Here is a 20,534-nt window from a genome sequence, read left to right as displayed (position 1 = left end):
GGGCATATGCCAAATCTTAAGGACCTTAAAAACAGGATCGAGTCGGTCAAATCGACCCGCAAGATCACCAAGGCCATGCAGATGGTCGCGGCTGCAAAACTGCGCCGCGCCCAGGAATCTGCCGAAGCCTCGCGCCCCTATGCCGAACGGTTCAATGCCGTGATGGCGGGGCTGGCGGCGTCGGTCGGGGGCAGCGACAGCGCCCCTAAGCTGCTCCGTGGTACGGGCAGTGATGATGTCCATCTGCTGGTTGTCATGACAGCTGAACGCGGCCTGTGCGGCGGCTTCAACTCGAACATCGCCAAGCTGGCCCGTCAAAAAGCGGACGAGCTGCGCGCCAAAGGCAAGACGATCAAAGTTCTGACCGTCGGCAAAAAAGGCCGCGACGCGCTGAAGCGTGATTTTGGCGATCTGTTCGTTGGACATATCGACCTGAGCGAGGTCAAGCGTCTGGGTTACACCAACGCGCAAGACATCGCGAAGGACGTCCTGTCGCGCTTTGACGGGGGTGAGTTCGACGTTGCCACGATCTTCTATTCGAAGTTCGTCAACGTTGTGACCCAAATCCCGACGGCACAGCAGGTCATCCCCGCCTCGTTCGAGGAAACCGAGGGTGACGATAGCGGTGCTGTTTTCGACTACGAGCCCAGCGAAGAGGCCATCTTGGCCGACCTGCTGCCCAAGGGGGTTGCAACCGCGATCTTCTCGGCCCTGCTCGAAAACGGAGCGTCTGAACAGGGTGCACGGATGTCCGCAATGGACAACGCGACACGCAACGCGGGTGAAATGATCGACAAGCTGACGATCCAGTTCAACCGCTCGCGTCAGGCCGTGATCACCAACGAGCTGATTGAAATTATTTCCGGCGCCGAAGCGCTGTAAGAAAACCGGAGACAACAATATGGCGAATGCAAAAGGCAAAGTCACACAGATCATCGGGGCCGTCGTCGACGTGCACTTCGAAGATCAGCTGCCTGAAATTCTGAACGCGCTGGAAACCGAAAACAACGGCAAGCGTCTGGTACTGGAAGTTGCCCAGCACCTGGGTGAAAACACTGTCCGCACCATCGCGATGGACGCGACCGAAGGTCTGGTTCGTGGCGCGGAAGTCACCGACATGGGCGCGCCGATCTCGGTTCCGGTTGGTAACGCCACCCTGGGCCGCATCCTGAACGTCGTTGGCGATCCCATCGACGAGAAGGGCCCTGTTGAGGCAACCGAATCCCGCGCCATCCACCAGCCTGCACCGACCTTCGCAGAACAGTCGACCGAGTCGGAAGTTCTGGTCACCGGCATCAAGGTTGTGGACCTGCTGGCCCCTTACGCCAAAGGCGGTAAGATCGGCCTGTTCGGCGGCGCCGGCGTTGGTAAAACCGTTCTGATCATGGAACTGATCAACAACATCGCAAAAGTGCACTCGGGCTTCTCGGTGTTCGCGGGTGTTGGTGAACGGACCCGTGAAGGGAACGACCTGTACCACGAGATGATCGAATCGAATGTTATCAAGCCGGACAACCTGTCAGAATCGCAGGTGGCCCTGGTTTACGGTCAGATGAACGAACCTCCCGGAGCGCGTGCGCGTGTTGCTCTGACCGGCCTGACCCTGGCCGAGCAGTTCCGCGACCAGTCCGGTACCGACGTTCTGTTCTTCGTCGACAACATTTTCCGCTTTACGCAGGCGGGTTCCGAGGTTTCGGCTCTGCTGGGTCGTATTCCTTCGGCCGTGGGCTACCAGCCGACACTGGCCACTGACATGGGTGCCCTGCAGGAACGCATCACCTCGACCAAGTCGGGCTCGATCACCTCGGTGCAGGCGATCTACGTGCCTGCGGACGACCTTACCGACCCTGCGCCGGCAACCTCGTTCGCTCACTTGGATGCGACTACCGTTCTTAACCGTGCGATCTCGGAAAAGGGTATCTACCCCGCGGTTGACCCGCTCGACTCGACTTCGCGTCTGCTCGACCCGGCCATCGTTGGCGAAGAGCATTATCAGGTTGCGACCGATGTTCAGCAGATCTTACAGCGCTACAAGTCGCTGCAGGACATCATCGCCATCCTTGGCATGGACGAGCTGTCGGAAGAGGACAAACTGACCGTGGCCCGTGCCCGTAAGATCGAACGCTTCATGTCGCAGCCGTTCGACGTGGCGCAGGTCTTCACCGGTAGCCCTGGCGTTCAGGTTCCTCTGGATGTCACCATCGCGTCGTTCAAGGCCGTTGTGGCCGGCGAATACGATCACCTGCCCGAAGCGGCCTTCCTGATGGTTGGCGGCATCGACGAAGTGATCGCCAAAGCGGAAAAGATGGCCGCAGAAGCCGCCTAAGGAGTATCCCTGATGGCAAACACGATGCAATTCGACCTCGTCAGCCCCGAGCGGAGCCTTGCTTCGCTCAGCGCGACGGCGGTCCAGATTCCCGGCGCGGACGGGGACATGACGGCAATGCCCGACCATGCCCCCACCATCACCACGCTGCGCCCGGGCATCCTGAAGGTCGAAGCACCTGAAGGGTCCAGCGAATACCTGGTCACCGGTGGGTTTGCTCAGATCAATGGCGATGGCCTGTCGGTTCTGGCCGAAAAGGCGATCCCGGTTGCCGAAGTGACACGCTCACACCTGGACGATCTGATCGCCGAGGCACGCGCGTCGCACGAGGCAGCGAAGGAAGGCGATGATCAGACAATCGTCGACGACGCCGCCAAACTGCTGGCCGACATGGAAGCCCTTGGAACGCATATGAGCCTGTAAGGCTCTGGCAATTCTTGTGATTTAGAACGGCCCTGCCTGCGCGGGGCCGTTTTTTTGTCGTGATTTTGCTGAGGCTGCAGGATAGGTGTAAGGAATAATTAAACAAAGATATCAAAATGAAGACTTTTCGAACCCACCCTATTGGTATTGACCAAGGCGAAGCAGTGCTGTTTTCCGATTTCGCTGATGGCGGCGACATGTGGACAGGCGAGGGGCCACGCGAACGGCGGTCTGCGATCCTCTTCAGTCAGTCATTTCGAACCGCACCGGTGGTTCAAATTGGGGTGTCTTTATGGGATGTGGACACGTCCTCGGCGCTACGTGCCGAGGTGACGACTGCGGACATTACACCTGAGGGCTTTGTTACCGTATTCCGAACCTGGTCGGATACGCGAATTGCCCGGATACGGGTGACATGGACGGCCATTGGTGAGGTCGCACATGAGGATGACTGGGATATCTCGTGATTGATTCAACGCCTGAGCCAGGAAGTGGTTTGAAAAACATGCTACGCGCTTTTCGGGATAATCAGTGTAGTCTGGAAAACAACCAGTTCCACTCGTAAGGATTAGCACCGCTCAGAATTATGGCGCAAATCGTTATGACGGCTCCAAGCACGCAAAAGACGGGAACACGACCCAAGGCAAAACCACGCACGAAAAGTCCGATAAATCCTATGAGCAGAGAAAGCATAGGGAGACCAATCATAATCACGCTGGCCCCGAGGGCGTACTCTCGGGCACTCTCGGTATCCATCGAGTGGGCGATTTTGCCTGTAATAAGGTAAAATGTGGCAATGGCGCCAAAGCTGAAGCCTACTATGGAACATATGGTCCGAGCCCTGTTTGACGTAATACGCTTTCGACGCCCTCCCGTTTCGGAGGCGTCCGAGATCGCCTTGTTCCGCTGTTTGTCACCAGCCAAAATGCCGCGGTACATAAGGATACAGCCAGCCACTAACGCGAACACCCCCGCAACACCCAGCCCGGCTGCGGCACCGATCCCATAGCTTTGCTTTATAACCTCGTAACTTTCGTTCGCCTGTTTTACTGCTTGTTGCCCGACACTCAAAAACAGTATGCCGACAAGGACCTTCCAGTGATTTGGTCGGAGTGATGGAGCTTTTGTTACTTTTTGCGAAAGGTCAGAGGTTGCTTGAGGGTTATTGGCGTTGATGCGTTGAATGCGGTCTTGAAAGCTTGTGTTGGACATGGGTCGAGGTCTGAAACTCTATCAGTTAGTGCTTGTAGGTTTTTTGCCAGGGCAATGTGTTGAAAATTGGTCTGACGTCAGCGCAATTGATGCGCCGAGGCCAAGAAAGGAGCCGCAACACAATTGGGTGTGAGACGTCTGAACTTTTCTACGTTTGACAACATTCGTAGCGCTAAGGCACAGGTCGCTCATAAAGTTGTTTCGCCGACATGCATTGACGTGTTCCAGACACGGTCCAACAAAGCTCTGCAAGCGGGCGTTGCCAGGATTGCGGTGGTCTGAAGTGGCGTGAAATGCTGCTCTAGGCCTCATTTCCCTCAATCATGTCCACACGGGTCGCGTGACGGCCGCCTTCAAACTCGGCGGTCAGAAAGGCATCGACGATATCCAACGCCTGACCTTCACCCACAACGCGCGCACCGATGGAGAGCATGTTTGCGTCATTGTGCTGGCGGATCATCCGGGCCGAAAACGCGTCGGAACAAACACCACAACGGATGCCGGGGACTTTGTTGGCGGCCATCATGATGCCTTGACCGGTGCCGCACAGAACGATTCCCAATTGGCAATCGCCCGAAGCCACAGCCTGTGCAGCAGCTTTGCCGTGCAGGGGGTAGTGGGTGCTTTCAGGAGTGGTAGGGCCGATGTCCACCACTTCCCAGCCATTTGCCGCAACATGGGCGGCAACAGCCTGACGCAAATCAATGGCTGCGTGGTCACTGGAGAGAACGATGCGTTTGTTGACTGTCATGGGACTTTCCACAGATAACCACGCTGATTTTCGTGGCAGGTTGGTCGCGGGCGCGGAGGCCTGCAAAGGGAAGGGCGGCCCAAAAGGACCGCCCGATCCAAACTTAGTCCATGTGGTACATAGACTCGTAGATCGGGATCAAGGTCTTGTCTTCGAATAGCGACGAAACGCTGGTACCGTTCCAGATATTCAGGATCGCCTGCGTGAAGATCGGAGACGTTGGTACGATGCGGATGTTCTTGGCTTTTGCGATCTCTGGGGTTGGCTGGATCGTGTCGGTTAGCACCAACGACTTCATTACCGAATTGGTTACGCGTTCGACTGCCGGGCCGCTCATGACGCCGTGTGTGATGTAAGAGTGCACCTCTTTCGCACCATTATCCATCAGTACCTGAGCCGCTTTGCACAACGTGCCGGCAGTGTCGCACATGTCGTCCACGATCAGGCAAATCTTGTCTTTGACATCGCCGATCACGGTCATTTCTGCCACTTCACCAGCCTTTTCGCGTCGTTTGTCAACGATCGACAAGGGAGCGCTGATGCGTTTGGCAAGTTCACGTGCACGGGCCACACCGCCCACGTCGGGCGAGACAACCATAAGTTCATCCAGGTTGTTCTTGAACTGGTGTTTTACATCCAGTGCAAAGATTGGCGAGGCATAGAGGTTGTCGACCGGCATATCGAAGAACCCCTGAATCTGCGCTGCGTGCAGGTCCATGGTAAGGATCCGCTCGATTCCTGCACCGGTCAGCATGTTGGCCACCAGCTTGGCGCTGATCGGCGTGCGGGCCTTAGTGCGGCGGTCCTGTCGAGCATAACCGAAGTAGGGGATAACAGCGGTGATCCGTTGGGCCGATGACCGGCGCAACGCGTCGGCAATGATCAGCAGCTCCATCAGATTGTCATTGGCGGGGTTCGAGGTTGGCTGGACGATGAACATGTCCTCGCCACGCACGTTTTCGAACACTTCGACGAAAATCTCGCCGTCATTGAACCGTTCAACTCTCGCATCGACCAGACCCTGATCGACGCCGCGATACAGGCTCATGCGGCGAGCTATGGATTCGGCAAGCGGAAGATTTGCGTTCCCAGCGATAAGCTTGGGTTCGTTGAGTGTCGGCATCGGCTGAGGTCCCCGGGCAGCAATGGCAAATGTGACAGATTCGTGATGTTGACACCGCTTAGCATGGCCTTACCGTCCAGCAAAGGTAACGCAGCGGAGAAAGTGCACATGGCCCGGATTGACTACTATTTTGCGACAATTTCGCCATTCACCTATTTGGCAGGTGAGCGGCTGGAGGAGGTCGCGGCCAAGCATGGCGCGACGATCAATTACAAACCGCTGGATATCATGGCGCTGTTTGGTCGTACGGGGGGAACGCCGCCAAAAGATCGCCACCCGTCGCGCAATGAATACAGGGCGCAGGAACTGCTGCGCCAATCTAAGAACCTGGGAATAGAATTCAATCTGCAACCGGCGCATTGGCCGACCAATATGGCGCCGTCGTCCTATGCGGTGATTGCAGCGATGAAGGATGGGGCAGGGGATGTAGGTAAGTTGGTCCAGTCCTTGCTGCGGGCCTGTTGGGCCGAGGAAAAAGACATCGCACAGGATGATGTGATCCGCGATTGCCTGACGCAGGCGGGCTTTGACCCAAATCTGGCAGACAGTGGCCTGCTGGTCGGTGCCGAAACCTATGCCGCCAATCTGGAAGAGGCCGTTGAACGCGGCGTCTTTGGCGCGCCGTTCTACATTACTGAGGATGGCCAGCGGTTCTGGGGGCAGGACCGTTTGGATGATCTGGACCGGCACCTGACCGAGGCCAAGGGTTGACCGGCATGCCAGTCAAAGCAGGTCGAGGAAACGGTCGATATCGTCGCTGCTGATCGACCAGTCACAGACCAGACGGCAGGCGAGCGTCTCTTCGTCACTTGCCCCGTCAAGTTCGGCCCCCCAAAGGTGGTAGATCGCCCCGGCCTCATGCAGTTGCTTGTGCCGGGCGCGGGAAAACTGGGCGAACACCATGTTGGCCTGCGGCTCGTGCAGGAAAGTCGCGCCCTTGGCGCGCAGGCCGTCGGCCAGGTGGGCACAATTGGCGTTGGCCTTACGTGCCATAGTCAACCACAGGTCATCCTGCAAATAGGCTGCCATCTGTGCGGACAGATAGCGATGTTTTGAAAACAGATGCGCACCGCGCTTGCGCCGCAGTTCAAACTCCCAGGCTTTGGATTCGTCAAAGAAGACAACTGCCTCGACCCCCATCAAACCGTTCTTGGTGCCGCCAAAGCTGACCGCATCGACGCCCGCTTTCCACGTCATTTCAGCCGGAGAACAGTTCAGCGCGACCAAAGCGTTTGTGAACCGAGCTCCATCCAGATGGACGGGCAGGTCAAACTCCTTTACTACGCCGCACAATGCCTGCAACTCCTCCAGCGAATAGACCGAGCCGCGCTCGGTCACCTGGGTGATCGAAACCGGTCCGCGTTGCGGACCATGCACACCGCGGGTTTCTTCGGCCAGAATGGAACGGCGCAGCGCTTCGGGATCCATCTTATCGCCGCCGGGTACCAACGTCAGCTTGGTGCCGCTGTAGAATTCCGGCGCGTTGCATTCATCCTCGTGGATATGGGCGACGGGCGAACAGAACACCGTCTCCCATGGCTGTGCCAACGTAGCCAGAGCCAGCGAGTTTGCCGCCGTTCCGGTGGCTACCAGATACACCGCAGCACCGGGCGCTTCAAAGATGCCGCGAATTCGATCGCGCACCTCATTCATCAGTGTGTCTGCCCCATAGGCCATCTGATAGCCCTGATTTGCTTCGTTCAAAGCGGTCATGACCTGCGGATGAACCGGCCCGGAATTGTCAGAGGCAAAATACATCAGCTGGACTCCTCGATGATATAGTCTTCCCATTCTTCGATGGGTGTTTCGAACTCGGACACCGTGCGCCCCTGAACCGAGATTCCGGCAGCGTGAACACTGTCCGGCGTACCTGATATTAATGGGTGCCAGTCGTAAAGAGGTTTCCCTTCCCACAACAGCCTGTAAGCGCACGTTTGCGGCAGCCAATAGGCGTGATCGTCGATATTGTCGGGCTTCATCACGATACATTCCGGCACGAACTGGTGGCGGATATCGTATTGGGTGCAGCGGCAGGTCTCATCATCCAGCAGACGGCAGGCGACGCAGGTCAGGGCCACCTCGCCTGTGTCTTCGTCTTCAAGCTTGTTCAGACAACACTTACCGCAGCCGTCGCAAAGCGCTTCCCACTCTTGCTCGTTCATCTTGGTTAGGGGTTTGCGTTCCCAGAACCGGGGGCTCAGGCCAGTGCGATCAATAGGATCGGCGGTCATAGCTTCGCCAGCAGTGTTCGGGCCTTGTCACAATCAGAGTTCATTTGTGCAATCAACCCGTCCAGCCCGTCGAAGGTCAATTCAGGTCGTAGATATTCAACCAGACCAATCGATAGGGTCGCACCATAAAGGTCGCCTGAAAAGTCGAGCAGGAAGGTTTCGATATTCGGCACTTCGCCCTTAAACATTGGCCGCGTCCCGACCGAGGCCGCGCCTTGATAGCTGCCTCGATGCGGGCCGTCCAACACATCGACCAGCACCGCGTAGACGCCGAATTTTGGCGGGTGCAAACCTTCGATGGACATGTTGGCGGTCGGGAAGCCCAACTCGCGGCCACGTTGTTCGCCGCCGATCACCGGACCCTCGATCCGATGCCAATGGCCCAGCATGGTTGCCGCATCGCGAGGGCGGCCTTCGGTCAGCGCTGTACGGATCGCGGTGGACGACACGATATTCTCGGACCGCTCCATCAAAGGTGCGATGGTGACGCCAAAGCCCATTTGTTGACCGAACCGAACCAGATCATCCGCCGTACCGCTGCGCCCCTTGCCGAAACAGAAATCGGCACCGACAACCACATGCGACAGGCCCAACCCATCGCAAATCACGTTCGACGCGAATTCTTCCGGAGTCAGCCCGGCAAGGGCGGAATTGAAGGGCAGTTCATACAATTTCTTGACACCCAACTTTTCCAGCCGGTGCGCACGGGCATTGCAGCGCATCAGGCGAAAAGGCGGGGCTGCGGGTGCGAAATACTCGCGTGGGTGCGGCTCAAAGGTCATCACCCCCAAGGGCGCATCCGGCGCGGCATTGCGGGCCAGTTCGATCACAGACTGGTGGCCGATGTGGACGCCGTCAAAATTCCCGATCGCCACGCTGGCGCCGCGGTCCTGAGGCTCGATGAACTGAAAATCACGGATGATGCGCATAGCATCTGCCTAACGGGACTGTGGGTCGGGTTCAAGCATCTGATTGCATTGTCAGTGTGTGGGATGATCGGCCCAAGAACGTCTGGCCCATTCCCGGTTTGTCGAGTCTGCCAGCTTGTCTGTGGCGGGCGCGATCTCGGCACCCCGCGCGGGATCGATCCCCAGCAGGTATAGTACATCGGTCAAAACGCCAATTGGATCGTTTTCAAGTTGTTCGTTATGGATGATATGTGGCGTGATCTGCTGCGCGGCGAAACAGTCACGCCAGGCCGTATCCCCTTCTTCAAGCTCAGCCATGTATCGGGCGATGGCGATCGGATCGTAAACCGGGTCGGCAGGTGGGGTGAGATGCTCCAACTCGGTCCCATCTGCGTTGCGGTGCCACAATCCGGTCTGTTCGGCTTTCACAATCGAAATAGCCTGTTCCAGCTTGTTGCGGCGATTAAGGTAAATGAAGCAGACCTCACCAAAGGTGGCTTCAGCCGGGCTAGGTTATCCCCGGCGGTCGGGTATAGAGTGCGCAATTGCTGAAGAAAGAATGCCCGACTTTTGCCTTGCAGGCGCAATCCGAAGATGTCTGTACCGGCTTTCCCCTGGTGAATGGCCTCGGCAAAGATTGCGCGCAGGGTGCTTTTTGTACCCGGAAAAGCGGTGCGATCCAGATCGTAATACGCCATCCATTCTTCTAGGGTCGGGGCATGAAAGTACGAATCCGGCTTTTCTGCGCAACCCGTGGCGGCCAGTAGCTAGCACAGCAAAGTGCTGCAGCTGCGCGGGGTCGTGCAAATTAAGTAGCTGTCAAAATTGTTTACCGAACCGGGTCTAGACCGGGCCGGTGAACGAAACAAGGCTGGTAAAGCTGTGCTTTGGATCAGTCGAACTTGCGCGACGGGGCCAGAACCATTGCTTCGCCGACCAGAACCTTTTTGCCATCTACGGCGCAGTGGCAATCCAGTTTCACCCGACGCTTGGCAAAGTCGATGTCGATCACTTTGACCTCGGCATAGACCATGTCACCGGGGCGCACGGGGGCCAGGAATTTAAGCGACTGACCCATATACACGGTGCCGTGGCCGGGCAGTTGTTCGCCGATGACGGCCGAGATCAGGCCCGCCGTCAGCATCCCATGGGCGATGCGCCCCTCAAAGATCGTGTCGCGGGCATAGTCATCATCCAGATGCACCGGATTCCGGTCGGTCGAAACCTGCGCAAACATCTCGATATCTTCGTCAGTCACCACTTTGCGCAGGTGACGGGTCATGCCCATTTCGATGTCTTCAATACAGATCGTGCCGCGCGGAAGATTATCCAACATGTCGCCCTCACTAGAATCCGTTGAGCAACAAAAGGATCAATGTTGCCCGTGTTCGGCAACTTTATTACTTCGCAAGCGCAGAAAATCAAGCCTTTTCTGCTTATCTCAGGCGACCGATTGTATAGGTGGGATTTATATTTTCCCTTGCAATGTAGTCAGTTAGCGATTCGTAGTGCGGATGATGCTCAGTTTTTGTTTCTGCAGCAGCCAATCCACCCGAGATAAACAGAGAATCAATCCCCTCACCCATGCCGCCCAGAATGTCGGTATGGGGGCCATCACCGATCACCAAAATGTCGCCATCGGGGATGTCGTGGCTCAGTTCTTGCAGCCTACGGCGGGCCAGATCATAGATCGGCGGGTGGGGTTTGCCGAAGTACAGGCTTTCGCCGCCCATCTCGGTATACAGTTTGGCCAGCGCTCCGGCACACCATTCGCGCACCTCGCCCCGGTCGACCACAATATCGGGATTGGCGCACAGCAGCTTCATGCCCTTTTGCTTGGCATAGAGGAAATCCGCGCGGTTGACGGACGGGTCCGCCATCGGATCAAACGGACCGCAACAGACGATCCCTTCGCCCTCATCCAGCGGGACCCGTTCGATGTGGATCGGGTGGTGCAGTATTTTCAGCGGCTCAAAGAACCCCGCATCGCGCTGCCATTCGCCCATGAAATAGACCTTTTCTCCGACGGCGCCCCGGAACATCGCCGACCGCGCAGAATCGCCGCTGGTGGCGATGGTGTCATAGGCATCTTCGGGGACGTTGAATTGCACCAATTGTTGGGCAACGCCCGCGCGGGGTTTCGGAGAGTTCGTCACCAGCACGACAATCCCGCCTTTCGCACGATAGGCTTTGAGGGCAGCGACGGCCTCGGGGAAGGCGGTGATGCCGTTGTGAACACAGCCCCAAAGGTCAACGAACAGTGCTTTGTAGCGGTCGGATATGTCGGACAGGGAGTGGACGATCTGAGTCATTGAGGACCTCGGGCGAGTTGAATGCAAGGTTGCGTCAGCTATTGCAAAGCTGACGGGCTTTGACCATCCCGCAATGCCAATTGCCGCCGTTAAATGGCTGTGTCGGTCAGTTTTCTTCGCTGATCTCGTCGACATCCGGCGCCTGCTGGACGGCGTCGGTGCCCAGTATAACTTGCGCGCCAATCCTGTTTTGGAACCGCACCACCACCAGATAGCCTGGACCCAGTTGATCTTGAAGGATTTCGACCAAAGGTGTCTCGCGCAGGCTTTCCGGCAGCAATCCAGCGACCGAGGAGACTTTGTAAGCCGCTTCAATCGGCAGGTCGACGATCAGCCAGATATCTGCCTGCTTGCGTTTGGCGTTTACGTCAATGCGGATGACCTCGACCGACACCGGGTCTGCCCAATCGCGGATGGCTTGTGCGACCTGAGCTTCGGTTCGGGTTTCGAGATAGCGATTATAGGTGGATTTGCCCAACTGCAAAACGACAAGAGCCAGAAAGGCCAATGTCACAGTCACGCTGGCGGTAAAGTTCAGTTTCCGGCGACCTTTGCTGAAGACCATCGAGCGGGCTGCGTACACGATATAAACCGCGCAGGCGGACAGGATGATCGCGCCAAGGTTGGTGGCGAACAACAACCCGGCCTCATACGCCTCGCCCGGTTCGCCGAAATACAGCAGAACGCCCGAGGCGGACAGGGGCGGCACCAGTGACACGCCGATGGCCGCGCCGGGCAGCAAGCTGGCTTCGGAACGGTTGATTTGTACGTAAGCACCGGCGACGCCTGCGGCCAGTGCGACAATCAGGTCCTCGGTTCCGGGGTCGGTCCGGGCCAAGACTTGATCAGGGATCAGGATGCCGCGCGGGACATCTGCGACATAGACCAAGAGCCACGCGAGCAATACGCAAAGAATGGCCGCACCGCAGACAATCAGAGCCAGATAGAACGCACGCCCCAGCCACCCCATGACCATAGCCGCCGCCACGCCCAATATGGGGGCCATCAGCGGCGCCACCAGCATTGCGGCAATCACCACCGCGCCTGAATCGCGAAGCATGCCCATCGTAGCGATCACAACCGATAGGGTCAGCAGCATCGCAAAGCGCCGCCAATAGGCTGCTCTGTCCTTGCCTTCAAACCGCAAGATGTCTCGGGTGGTGCTGAACTTGCGTGTACTCATATGTCGGAACTGATCCGCTACTTGCTCTCCTGACCAGAGTAGCAATGGAAGCGGATCGCGCAAATCCTATGCCTCAACAAAAAAAGGCGCCCCACTTGGGCGCCTTTTCTTTGGAAAGATCTAAAGATCAGACCTTGAGGTTCGGAATGATTTGTTTTTTGCGGCTCATGATGCCCGGCAGGACCACGGCGTCGCCGTTGACCGATGCGCCAAAGCTTTTCTCGGCCACGCCTTTGACTAGATCGTTCGGCACCAGCAGAGTGGCCTCTTCGTTCAGAATGTCGACCACGAACAGCAGCACCTGATCGACGCCGTCCTCGCTGGCCACACTGGCCATCGAGTTCGCCAGGCTGGCCTTGCGGTCCAGCACGACGCCCGGTGCGGTGGTTTCCAGAACCGAGACGCGGAACTTGGTGCCGTCGACCTCGTATTCTTTGCTGTCCATGCGGATCAGTTCGGCGTCCGAGAAGGACGATACATCCGATTTTGCTGCGAACATGTCGGCGGCATAAGCCGATACGTCCAGGCCCAGTTCAGCAGCCAGTTTCTCGGCCACTTCGCGATCATGCGCAGTGGTGGTGGGCGAGCGGAACTCCAACGTATCCGACAGGATGCAAGTCAGCGCCGCGCCTTTGATGGCGTCGGGCATCTTGGCTGCGTCGTCGCCCATCAGGTCGACCATGATGGTGGCGGTGCAGGCCAGCGGGCGCACGGTGATGTCGATCGGGCCTTTGGTTTCCAGGCCGCCGACCAGCTTGTGGTGGTCGATGATGGCTTGGATATCGGCACTGTTGATGCTGGCGGGCAGTTCGGCCGGGTTGTTGGTGTCAACGATGACAACCGGCGCGTCGGCTTCGACGTCGTGGATGATACGCGGCTTGGGCAGGTCCCAGCGCTGCAGCATGAACGCGGCTTCGGTGTTGGGCTCGCCCAGCAGAACGGGTTCGGCCTGTTCGCCTTTGACTTCGTTCAGGTACCACGACCACAGGATCGGTGAGCCTGTGGAGTCGGTGTCGGGAGATTTGTGGCCAAATACAAGGGTTGTCATGTCAGCGTCCTGAGGATGATAATTTGCGCGCCTTATAGGGCGGTCCGCCGGGGTTGTCACCCGGCAGAATCCTTGCTGCGACGGTTGGTCTGTCTTTCGCCGAGCACGATCAGAATGGCGCGCGGGTCAAGATATATCCAGCCTGCTGCAATTGGTTCAGCAATCCATGCGCGCCGCCTAGATGTCCAGCACCCACTGCGATCACTGCGGTCTGATCTTGAATGTCCAGAATCCTCGGCATCCAATTGTTGTTTCGCCCGACCAGTAAGTGCTGTTCGAAAGCCTGCCATTCTTCGTCAAACACTTTGGGCGACATGCCAGAATGCTCTCGCGCCAAAATACGGCCTAGTTCGATGGATTGTGCGTGATTTTCCTCGAAATATGAGTTTGTCATGGTGGCCAGCTGATCGTCGCTGGTTTCGTACGAATTGACCCACCGCGCTAGCGATTCCGCCTGTTCCTCAATCGAGTGGATTTCAAACATGGTCATCAGTTCCTCAATGCTCTCCAGCGAAAATTGAGGGATGCCTTGATCTTCGGCTAAAACGGTCAGACGCGCATCCAGCCCATGATTGGCGTTCGGGTCCTGAAGTAGGCATGTAGGCATGGCCAGAGTCATGCCCAGAAACCAGGGGCGCATTTTCGCTCCCATCCAACTGGGTATGCCGCGTTCGGCCAGGGCGGAAGACAGGGTTGTCCAAGCCTCTTCGGGTAGCAGGTCAATCAAGGTGGGGCCGGACGTAATCAAGATCGGGCTCGGGTCCAGAGCCAGTTCCTTTTCCCAGGCCTTCATCTTGTCTTGGGTTACTTCGAAATAAAATGCATCGGCTTGGCTGAGTGTTGGCGTCAGGTTTGCGACAATCGCATCCATGCGCGGATCGTTCAGGTGCATCGTGCCTATCAGGTGCAGCACCGTTGTGCCCTTTGTTGCGATCCAGTGGTTGCCTTCTGCAAATGGGACGTTGGTCAGGGTTTCTTTCAGCTCGGCGTGGGCTGCAGGTGACAATTCGCCCGTTAGATCGCGCCCCTCGCAAGCTGCGTGAACCGTGACGGGCAGCAACAGGCAGATCACCAGCAGAATTATGCGCATGTGGAAATTTCCTTTGAAATCAGAGTTGCTGAAACACTGCCTCGGCAGGTGAATAGGTGCAAGGCCGATTGGAAAGCTGCGCCTGGCGTCTGGCATTCCGCCGCAAATCGCATAGCATGCAAACATGAACCGCGAGCAGGATCTCTATCCCCCCATCAAGGCGCTCTTAGAGCGTCAGGGCTATTCCGTCAAAGGCGAGGTTGGCGCGGCTGATATCGTGGCCGTGCGGGATGGCGAAGAACCGGTCATCGTCGAGCTTAAGCTGCGGTTTTCGCTGGCATTGTTCCATCAAGCGATCACACGGCTGAAAGTGACGGATCAGGTTTACATCGGGGTGTGCAAGCCCAAAGGCCGCAGCGCGCGTCGGGCGCTGAAGGACAATCTGGCGCTGTGTCGCCGGCTGGGGTTGGGGCTGATCACCGTGCGGACCGATGGCAAGGTCGAGGTGCAATGTGATCCCGGCCCGTACGCACCGCGCAAGTCCAAGGCTAAGACTTCGCGCTTGTTGCGTGAGTTCGACCGGCTTGAGGGCGATCCCAATGCAGGCGGCGCTACGCGACACGGGATCGTCACGGCCTATCGTCAGGACGCCCTGAAATGCGCGGCACATCTGGCGGAATGTGGGGCAACCAAAGGGTCCGAAGTCGCAAAGGCAACCGGCGTTCCTGAGGCCACTCGCCTGATGCGCGACAATCACTACGGTTGGTTCGGTAAGGTGGAAAAGGGCGTCTACGACCTGACCGCCGCCGGGCAGGACGGTCTGAAACACTGGGCTTACAGCTGGGAACAGCCTGACTGAGCCCGGTTGCAAAAAATCCATCACAGCTTGTTGACTCGGGGTTTGCGACCCCCTAGCTATGCGTCGTTATCACTCTCATCACCCGAGTGCTAACGCCTCGCCATCCGGCGAGGGGAGGATAAATAAACTTTGAGCCCAAGGAGCTGCAAAGATGGCATTGAAACCGCTTCATGACCGCGTGTTGGTTCGCCGTACCGAAAGCGAAGAAAAAACCGCTGGTGGTCTGATCATTCCTGACAGCGCTAAAGAAAAGCCCAGCGAAGGCGAAGTCGTTGCAACCGGCGAAGGCGCACGCAAGGACAGCGGCGAACTGATCGCAATGGCTGTAAAATCCGGTGACAAGATCCTGTTCGGCAAATGGTCGGGCACCGAGGTTCAGGTCAACGGCGAAGAGCTGCTGATGATGAAAGAAAGCGACATCATGGGGATCATCGAGTAAGCCGCGCGCTTCTCTGATCTTCATTTCCAACTTATTTCTCAAGGAGAGACAATATGGCTGCTAAGGACGTCAAGTTCGACACCGATGCCCGCAACCGCATGCTGTCAGGTGTGAACATCCTGGCCGATGCTGTCAAAGTGACCCTGGGCCCAAAAGGCCGCAACGTGGTTCTGGACAAGTCCTTTGGCGCACCGCGCATCACCAAAGACGGTGTTTCGGTTGCCAAGGAAATCGAACTGGAAGACAAGTTCGAAAACATGGGCGCGCAGATGGTGAAAGAAGTCGCCAGCCGCACCAATGACGAAGCCGGCGACGGCACCACCACTGCAACCGTTCTGGCCCAAGCCATCGTTCGCGAAGGCCTGAAGCAGGTTGCAGCGGGCCTGAACCCGATGGACCTGAAGCGCGGTATCGACCTGGCAACCGCCAAGGTTGTTGAAGGCATCAAAGACGCCTCGCGCGAAGTCAAAGACTCGGCCGAAGTTGCTCAGGTTGGCACCATCTCGGCCAACGGCGAAGCCGAAATCGGCCAGCAGATCGCCGACGCGATGCAGAAAGTTGGCAACGAAGGCGTTATCACCGTCGAAGAAAACAAAGGTCTGGAAACCGAGACCGATGTTGTCGAAGGTATGCAGTTCGACCGTGGCTACCTGTCGCCTTACTTCGTCACCAACGCAGACAAGATGATCGCAGAACTCGACGACTGCATGATCCTGCTGCACGAAAAGAAACTGTCCTCGCTGCAGCCGATGGTTCCGCTGCTCGAGCAGGTGATCCAGTCGCAAAAGCCGCTGCTGATCATTGCTGAGGACGTTGAAGGCGAAGCGCTGGCAACTCTGGTTGTCAACAAACTGCGCGGCGGCCTGAAAATTGCTGCTGTCAAAGCACCGGGCTTCGGCGATCGCCGCAAAGCCATGCTGCAGGACATCGCGATCCTGACCGGCGGTCAGGTTATCTCGGAAGATCTGGGTATGAAGCTCGAGTCCGTCACCATGGACATGCTGGGCACCGCCAAGAAAATCGAGATCACCAAAGACGAAACAACCATCGTCGACGGTGCTGGCGAGAAAGCCGAGATCGAAGCACGTGTTGCTCAGATCCGCACTCAGATCGAAGAAACCACCAGCGACTACGACCGTGAAAAGCTGCAAGAGCGCGTTGCCAAACTGGCAGGCGGTGTTGCCGTTATCCGCGTCGGCGGCATGACCGAAGTTGAAGTGAAAGAGCGTAAGGACCGTGTGGACGATGCTCTGAACGCAACACGCGCTGCTGTTCAGGAAGGCGTTGTTGTCGGTGGTGGTGTTGCTCTGGTTCAGGCCGGTAAAGCACTGGAAACTCTGGAAGGTGCAAACGCTGACCAGAACGCTGGCATCAACATCGTTCGCAAAGCCATCGAAGCGCCGCTGCGCCAGATCGCCGAGAACGCAGGTGTTGACGGTGCGGTTGTTGCGGGCAAAGTCCGTGAATCTGCTGACGCAGCATTCGGCTTCAACGCACAGACCGAAGAATATGGTGACATGTTCTCGTTCGGCGTGATCGATCCGGCCAAGGTTGTCCGTACCGCTCTGGAAGATGCGGCATCGGTTGCTGGCCTGCTGGTCACCACCGAAGCAATGGTTGCAGACAAGCCTGCCAAAGAAGGCGCAGCACCTGCAGGCGGCATGCCTGACATGGGCGGCATGGGCGGCATGATGTAAGCACGTCGAATTCGCCCCGGCGAATTCCGACGATCCCGACAAGCGCTTGGCCCTATGGCCAGATTGCTTAGAGGGACCGCAATAGAACTTACTGACGGGGTCGCCTTTGGGCGGCCCCGTTTCTTTTTACCACTACGCCGCGCTGGAAAGTGAGTGTGCAAACGCTCGCGATACCGCTATGCGGTTGATATGCGTTTGTTTCTGCTCACCACTCTGACCATGTGCGCCTTTGCGGCGAATTCGATCCTGAATCGTCTGGCCATAGACAGCGGTGCCAGCGACCCCGCCGGGTTTGCCATAATTCGCGTGTTGTCCGGGGCAATGGTGCTGACCGGTCTGGTTTGGCTCAAGTCAGGTCGTCTGCCATTGTGCAACCGGCGCAGGTTGGCGGGGGCAGGATCGCTGTCACTCTATATGATTGGGTTTTCCATCGCCTATCTGACGTTGGATGCGGGCCTTGGGGCGCTGATCCTGTTTGGCGTTGTGCAGATCACAATGTTCGCAGTGACGTCGTTAACCGGCAATGCTCCGACTGCGCGACAGATGGGGGGCGCGGCAATTGCCCTTATGGGGCTGGCCTATGTCCTGTGGCCGTCCGGAGCAGTACAGGTCGACCCGATTGGCGCAGCTCTGATGACAGCTGCCGGGGTCGGATGGGCAGTCTATTCGCTGGTTGGGCGGTTTGAGCCTGACGCCCTTGCTGGAACGGCGGCCAATTTCGTTATAGCCCTTCCGGTCACTGCCCTGCCGTTAATGCTAACCGTTGGGGATTGGCAGATGAGTGGCGCTGGCTACCTGCTGGCTGCCCTTTCCGGAGGTGTGACCTCGGGGATGGGCTATGCCGTATGGTATCGGGTTTTGCCGCAACTGGCGCCAAGCACGGCGGCGGTAGTGCAATTGAGCGTACCAATCATCGCCATCCTCGCTGGCGTTTTGTTGTTGGGAGAAGACGCCAGTTTGCGCCTGATCTTTGGCGCTGCGCTGGTTCTGGGCGGCATCGCGCTGGCTGTCCTGCGCCTGAAGCCGCGCTAGGGGTTTCAACGCAATCGGATAACGCTTATCTGGCGGCTATGAGATATCTGCTTGCCCTGTTTCTTTTCCTTGTTCCCGCCGTGGCCCAGGCCAAATGCGTGGTGCTTTTACACGGGCTGGCGCGGACCGAGGCGTCCTTCACAGTGATGGAACAACTGTTTCAGGCGCATGGGTACACCGTTGTCCGACCCGGCTATCCATCGACCGATTTGCCGATACCTGAACTGGCGAACCAGACATTGCCGGACGCCTTCGCGGCCTGTGGTGATGAGACTGTGAACGTGGTGGCGCATTCAATGGGTGGCATCCTGCTGCGCTATTGGTTGCAGGACCATCACCCGGAAAATCTGGGCCGTGTGGTCATGCTCGGTCCGCCCAATCAGGGCAGTCAGCTTGTGGATGAACTGGGCGCATATGAGGTCTTCGGTATGCTGCATGGCCCCGCCGGGCTGGCCTTGGGCACGGGCCCCGAGGGCATACCGCGCAACCTGCCATCCGTTGAGTTTGAGGTGGGCGTGATCGCGGGTGAGAACTCGCTGAACCCGCTGTTTTCCTCGCTGATCGACGGCAAGGATGACGGCAAGGTCTCGATTGAAACGACAAAAGTGGACGGCATGACGGATCACATCGTTCTTCCGGTGACGCACACTTTTATGATGAACAATCCCCGCGTCATGGCGCAGGCGCTGCATTTTATCGAATTCGGGCAATTCGATCCGCAGATCACCTGGCTGGATGGCGTCATGGATATCATCAACGAAATCTGTATCGGGCAGGATTGCTCGGAACCCGAGTCGGAGCCCACGCAATGACCGCATTGAACCTGACCCTGACCGGTGCAGAGGTGCTGTTGCCGGAGCATGGCCTCGTGCCCGCCGATCTGTCTCTGGCGGATGGCATTATTCAAACGGATCGGGTCGGGCGACAGATCGACCTGTCCGGCTATCTTGTTCTGCCCGGCATTGTCGACCTGCACGGGGATGGGTTCGAACGCCATATCGCGCCACGCCGCGGGGCGATGAAGCAGATGGACGAAGGCATTCTCTCGGTCGAGGCTGAATTGGCTGCGAATGGTATCACTACCGCCGTTCTGGCCCAGTTTCACAGTTGGGAGGGTGGGGTGCGTGGCCCGGAATTCGCGGATCAGGTGTTTCGCGCCATAACCTCGGTCAAGGATCGCGTCGTGACCGACCTGATGCCTCAGTTGCGGTTCGAGACACACATGCTGGATGACTATGCGGACCTGCCCGGCCGTATCGCGGACTGGCAGGTGCCCTATGTCGTGTTCAACGACCACCTGCCGCATGACCGTCTGGCCGAGGGGCGCAAGCCGCCGCGTTTGACCGGCCAAGCATTGAAAGCCGGGCGAAACCCGGACACGCATTTTGAAATGCTGTTGTCTATGCACGCCCGTCGTGACGAAGTGCCAGCGGCGCTGGACACGCTATGTGCGGCTTTGGACTCACAGTTCGTGCGCATGGGCAGCCATGACGACGCGACTGCACAAATACGGGCCGACTGGCGGGCGCGGGGGGCGCAGATCTCGGAATTTCCTGAAACGCTCGAAGCCGCTGAGGCCGCGCGTGCAGCCGGGGATTACATCATTTTGGGGTCGCCCAACGTGGTGCGTGGTGGATCGCACAAGGGTAATGTCAGCGCGCTTGACCTGATCACGATGGGATATTGCGATGCGTTGGCCTCGGATTATCACTATCCCAGCCCGCGCCGCGCGGCGCTGATGGTGGCGAAGTCTGGCTTGGTGGATTTCGCCGGGGCCTGGGCGCTGGTGTCATCCGGCCCCGCCCGTGTCCTTGGTTTGCAGGATCGGGGCAAGCTAGCCCCCGGCCAGCGCGCCGATCTGGTGATATTGGATGCCGAAACCCGCCGCGTAGCCGCCACGCTGGCTGGCGGGCGGGTTAGCTATATGTCAGGTGATATTGCGGTGCGGTTTGTTGGCTGA

At 57.9% G+C, this 20,534-nt stretch carries 22 protein-coding genes and 1 pseudogene; 11 read left to right on the top strand and 12 right to left on the bottom strand.

Features of this window, described 5'->3' with window-relative positions; all coding sequences use genetic code 11:
• Positions 1 to 6 precede the first annotated feature (6 nt).
• The 4 genes from GOX21_RS10550 (at position 7) to GOX21_RS10535 (ending at position 3,216) form a co-directional block, all read left to right on the top strand.
• Complete coding sequence (locus tag GOX21_RS10550) at positions 7 to 882, top strand: F0F1 ATP synthase subunit gamma (RefSeq protein WP_058280013.1); 876 nt, start codon at positions 7 to 9, stop codon at positions 880 to 882.
• A gap of 19 nt (positions 883 to 901) precedes the next feature.
• Positions 902 to 2,326 carry a F0F1 ATP synthase subunit beta gene (gene atpD / locus GOX21_RS10545; RefSeq protein WP_170347820.1) on the top strand — a complete coding sequence of 475 codons (1,425 nt, stop codon included), beginning with the start codon at positions 902 to 904 and terminating at the stop codon, positions 2,324 to 2,326.
• A 12-nt stretch (positions 2,327 to 2,338) separates the two neighbouring features.
• Positions 2,339 to 2,749, top strand: a complete 411-nt coding sequence (locus GOX21_RS10540; RefSeq protein WP_170374225.1) for a F0F1 ATP synthase subunit epsilon — start codon at positions 2,339 to 2,341, stop codon at positions 2,747 to 2,749.
• Positions 2,750 to 2,865: 116 nt separating this feature from the next.
• The gene (locus GOX21_RS10535; protein WP_170374227.1) at positions 2,866 to 3,216 is read left to right on the top strand and encodes an H-type lectin domain-containing protein; all 351 of its coding nucleotides are present in this window, start codon (positions 2,866 to 2,868) and stop codon (positions 3,214 to 3,216) included.
• A gap of 61 nt (positions 3,217 to 3,277) precedes the next feature.
• Here GOX21_RS10535 and GOX21_RS10530 read toward each other — a convergent pair whose 3' ends face one another.
• The 3 genes from GOX21_RS10530 to GOX21_RS10520 form a co-directional block, all read right to left on the bottom strand.
• Positions 3,278 to 3,961 carry a hypothetical protein gene (locus GOX21_RS10530; RefSeq protein ID WP_170347823.1) on the bottom strand — a complete coding sequence of 228 codons (684 nt, stop codon included), beginning with the start codon at positions 3,959 to 3,961 and terminating at the stop codon, positions 3,278 to 3,280.
• Between the two features lie 301 nt (positions 3,962 to 4,262).
• Positions 4,263 to 4,712, bottom strand: coding sequence for a ribose 5-phosphate isomerase B (gene rpiB, locus GOX21_RS10525; protein WP_170374229.1), 450 nt, complete (start codon positions 4,710 to 4,712; stop codon positions 4,263 to 4,265).
• A 103-nt stretch (positions 4,713 to 4,815) separates the two neighbouring features.
• Positions 4,816 to 5,835: a ribose-phosphate pyrophosphokinase gene (locus GOX21_RS10520; RefSeq protein WP_170347825.1), complete on the bottom strand. Its 1,020-nt coding sequence runs from the start codon at positions 5,833 to 5,835 to the stop codon at positions 4,816 to 4,818.
• A gap of 108 nt (positions 5,836 to 5,943) precedes the next feature.
• Between GOX21_RS10520 and GOX21_RS10515 the strand changes: the two genes are divergently transcribed.
• Entirely contained in the window at positions 5,944 to 6,546 is a 603-nt protein-coding gene (locus GOX21_RS10515; RefSeq protein WP_170374231.1) for a 2-hydroxychromene-2-carboxylate isomerase, read from the top strand.
• 12 nt (positions 6,547 to 6,558) lie between these two features.
• Here GOX21_RS10515 and GOX21_RS10510 read toward each other — a convergent pair whose 3' ends face one another.
• The 9 genes and pseudogenes from GOX21_RS10510 to GOX21_RS10465 form a co-directional block, all read right to left on the bottom strand.
• Positions 6,559 to 7,593 (bottom strand): threonine aldolase family protein, encoded by a 1,035-nt coding sequence (locus GOX21_RS10510; protein WP_170374233.1) that lies wholly within the window; start codon positions 7,591 to 7,593, stop codon positions 6,559 to 6,561.
• Entirely contained in the window at positions 7,593 to 8,066 is a 474-nt protein-coding gene (locus GOX21_RS10505; RefSeq protein ID WP_170374234.1) for a YcgN family cysteine cluster protein, read from the bottom strand. The genes GOX21_RS10510 and GOX21_RS10505 overlap by 1 nt, the downstream gene beginning before the upstream one ends.
• Entirely contained in the window at positions 8,063 to 8,995 is a 933-nt protein-coding gene (locus tag GOX21_RS10500; protein ID WP_170347829.1) for a bifunctional riboflavin kinase/FAD synthetase, read from the bottom strand. The genes GOX21_RS10505 and GOX21_RS10500 overlap by 4 nt, the downstream gene beginning before the upstream one ends.
• 51 nt (positions 8,996 to 9,046) lie before the next feature.
• Positions 9,047 to 9,738 (bottom strand): annotated as a pseudogene (locus GOX21_RS21510) (Stf0 family sulfotransferase).
• Positions 9,739 to 9,866: 128 nt separating this feature from the next.
• Complete coding sequence (locus tag GOX21_RS10485) at positions 9,867 to 10,310, bottom strand: MaoC family dehydratase (protein WP_058275996.1); 444 nt, start codon at positions 10,308 to 10,310, stop codon at positions 9,867 to 9,869.
• A gap of 100 nt (positions 10,311 to 10,410) precedes the next feature.
• Complete coding sequence (locus GOX21_RS10480; RefSeq protein ID WP_170374236.1) at positions 10,411 to 11,286, bottom strand: HAD family hydrolase; 876 nt, start codon at positions 11,284 to 11,286, stop codon at positions 10,411 to 10,413.
• A 106-nt stretch (positions 11,287 to 11,392) separates the two neighbouring features.
• Complete coding sequence (locus GOX21_RS10475; protein WP_170347832.1) at positions 11,393 to 12,469, bottom strand: DUF389 domain-containing protein; 1,077 nt, start codon at positions 12,467 to 12,469, stop codon at positions 11,393 to 11,395.
• A gap of 127 nt (positions 12,470 to 12,596) precedes the next feature.
• A complete protein-coding gene (locus GOX21_RS10470; protein ID WP_170374238.1) occupies positions 12,597 to 13,517 on the bottom strand; it encodes a manganese-dependent inorganic pyrophosphatase in 921 nt (306 codons plus the stop codon).
• Positions 13,518 to 13,626: 109 nt separating this feature from the next.
• On the bottom strand, positions 13,627 to 14,607 hold the full coding sequence (locus GOX21_RS10465) for a TraB/GumN family protein (protein WP_170374240.1): 981 nt from the start codon (positions 14,605 to 14,607) through the stop codon (positions 13,627 to 13,629).
• Positions 14,608 to 14,731: 124 nt separating this feature from the next.
• Here GOX21_RS10465 and GOX21_RS10460 point away from each other — a divergent pair, with 124 nt between their 5' ends.
• From GOX21_RS10460 to GOX21_RS10435, 6 genes are all read left to right on the top strand, one after another.
• Positions 14,732 to 15,406: a DUF2161 domain-containing phosphodiesterase gene (locus tag GOX21_RS10460; protein WP_170374242.1), complete on the top strand. Its 675-nt coding sequence runs from the start codon at positions 14,732 to 14,734 to the stop codon at positions 15,404 to 15,406.
• A gap of 151 nt (positions 15,407 to 15,557) precedes the next feature.
• Complete coding sequence (groES, locus tag GOX21_RS10455; RefSeq protein WP_170347836.1) at positions 15,558 to 15,845, top strand: co-chaperone GroES; 288 nt, start codon at positions 15,558 to 15,560, stop codon at positions 15,843 to 15,845.
• Positions 15,846 to 15,898: 53 nt separating this feature from the next.
• Positions 15,899 to 17,542, top strand: coding sequence for a chaperonin GroEL (gene groL / locus GOX21_RS10450; RefSeq protein ID WP_170347837.1), 1,644 nt, complete (start codon positions 15,899 to 15,901; stop codon positions 17,540 to 17,542).
• Positions 17,543 to 17,731: 189 nt separating this feature from the next.
• On the top strand, positions 17,732 to 18,574 hold the full coding sequence (locus GOX21_RS10445) for a DMT family transporter (protein WP_170374243.1): 843 nt from the start codon (positions 17,732 to 17,734) through the stop codon (positions 18,572 to 18,574).
• A gap of 38 nt (positions 18,575 to 18,612) precedes the next feature.
• Positions 18,613 to 19,386, top strand: a complete 774-nt coding sequence (locus GOX21_RS10440; RefSeq protein ID WP_170374245.1) for an alpha/beta fold hydrolase — start codon at positions 18,613 to 18,615, stop codon at positions 19,384 to 19,386.
• The gene (locus tag GOX21_RS10435) at positions 19,383 to 20,534 is read left to right on the top strand and encodes an alpha-D-ribose 1-methylphosphonate 5-triphosphate diphosphatase (RefSeq protein ID WP_170374247.1); all 1,152 of its coding nucleotides are present in this window, start codon (positions 19,383 to 19,385) and stop codon (positions 20,532 to 20,534) included. Before GOX21_RS10440 ends, GOX21_RS10435 begins: the two co-directional genes overlap by 4 nt.

The sequence above is a fragment of the Ruegeria atlantica genome, assembly GCF_013032005.1.
GTDB lineage: Bacteria > Pseudomonadota > Alphaproteobacteria > Rhodobacterales > Rhodobacteraceae > Ruegeria > Ruegeria atlantica_A.
Note: the sequence above shows the minus strand (reverse complement) of the source record. Positions and strands in the feature narration are given on the sequence as shown.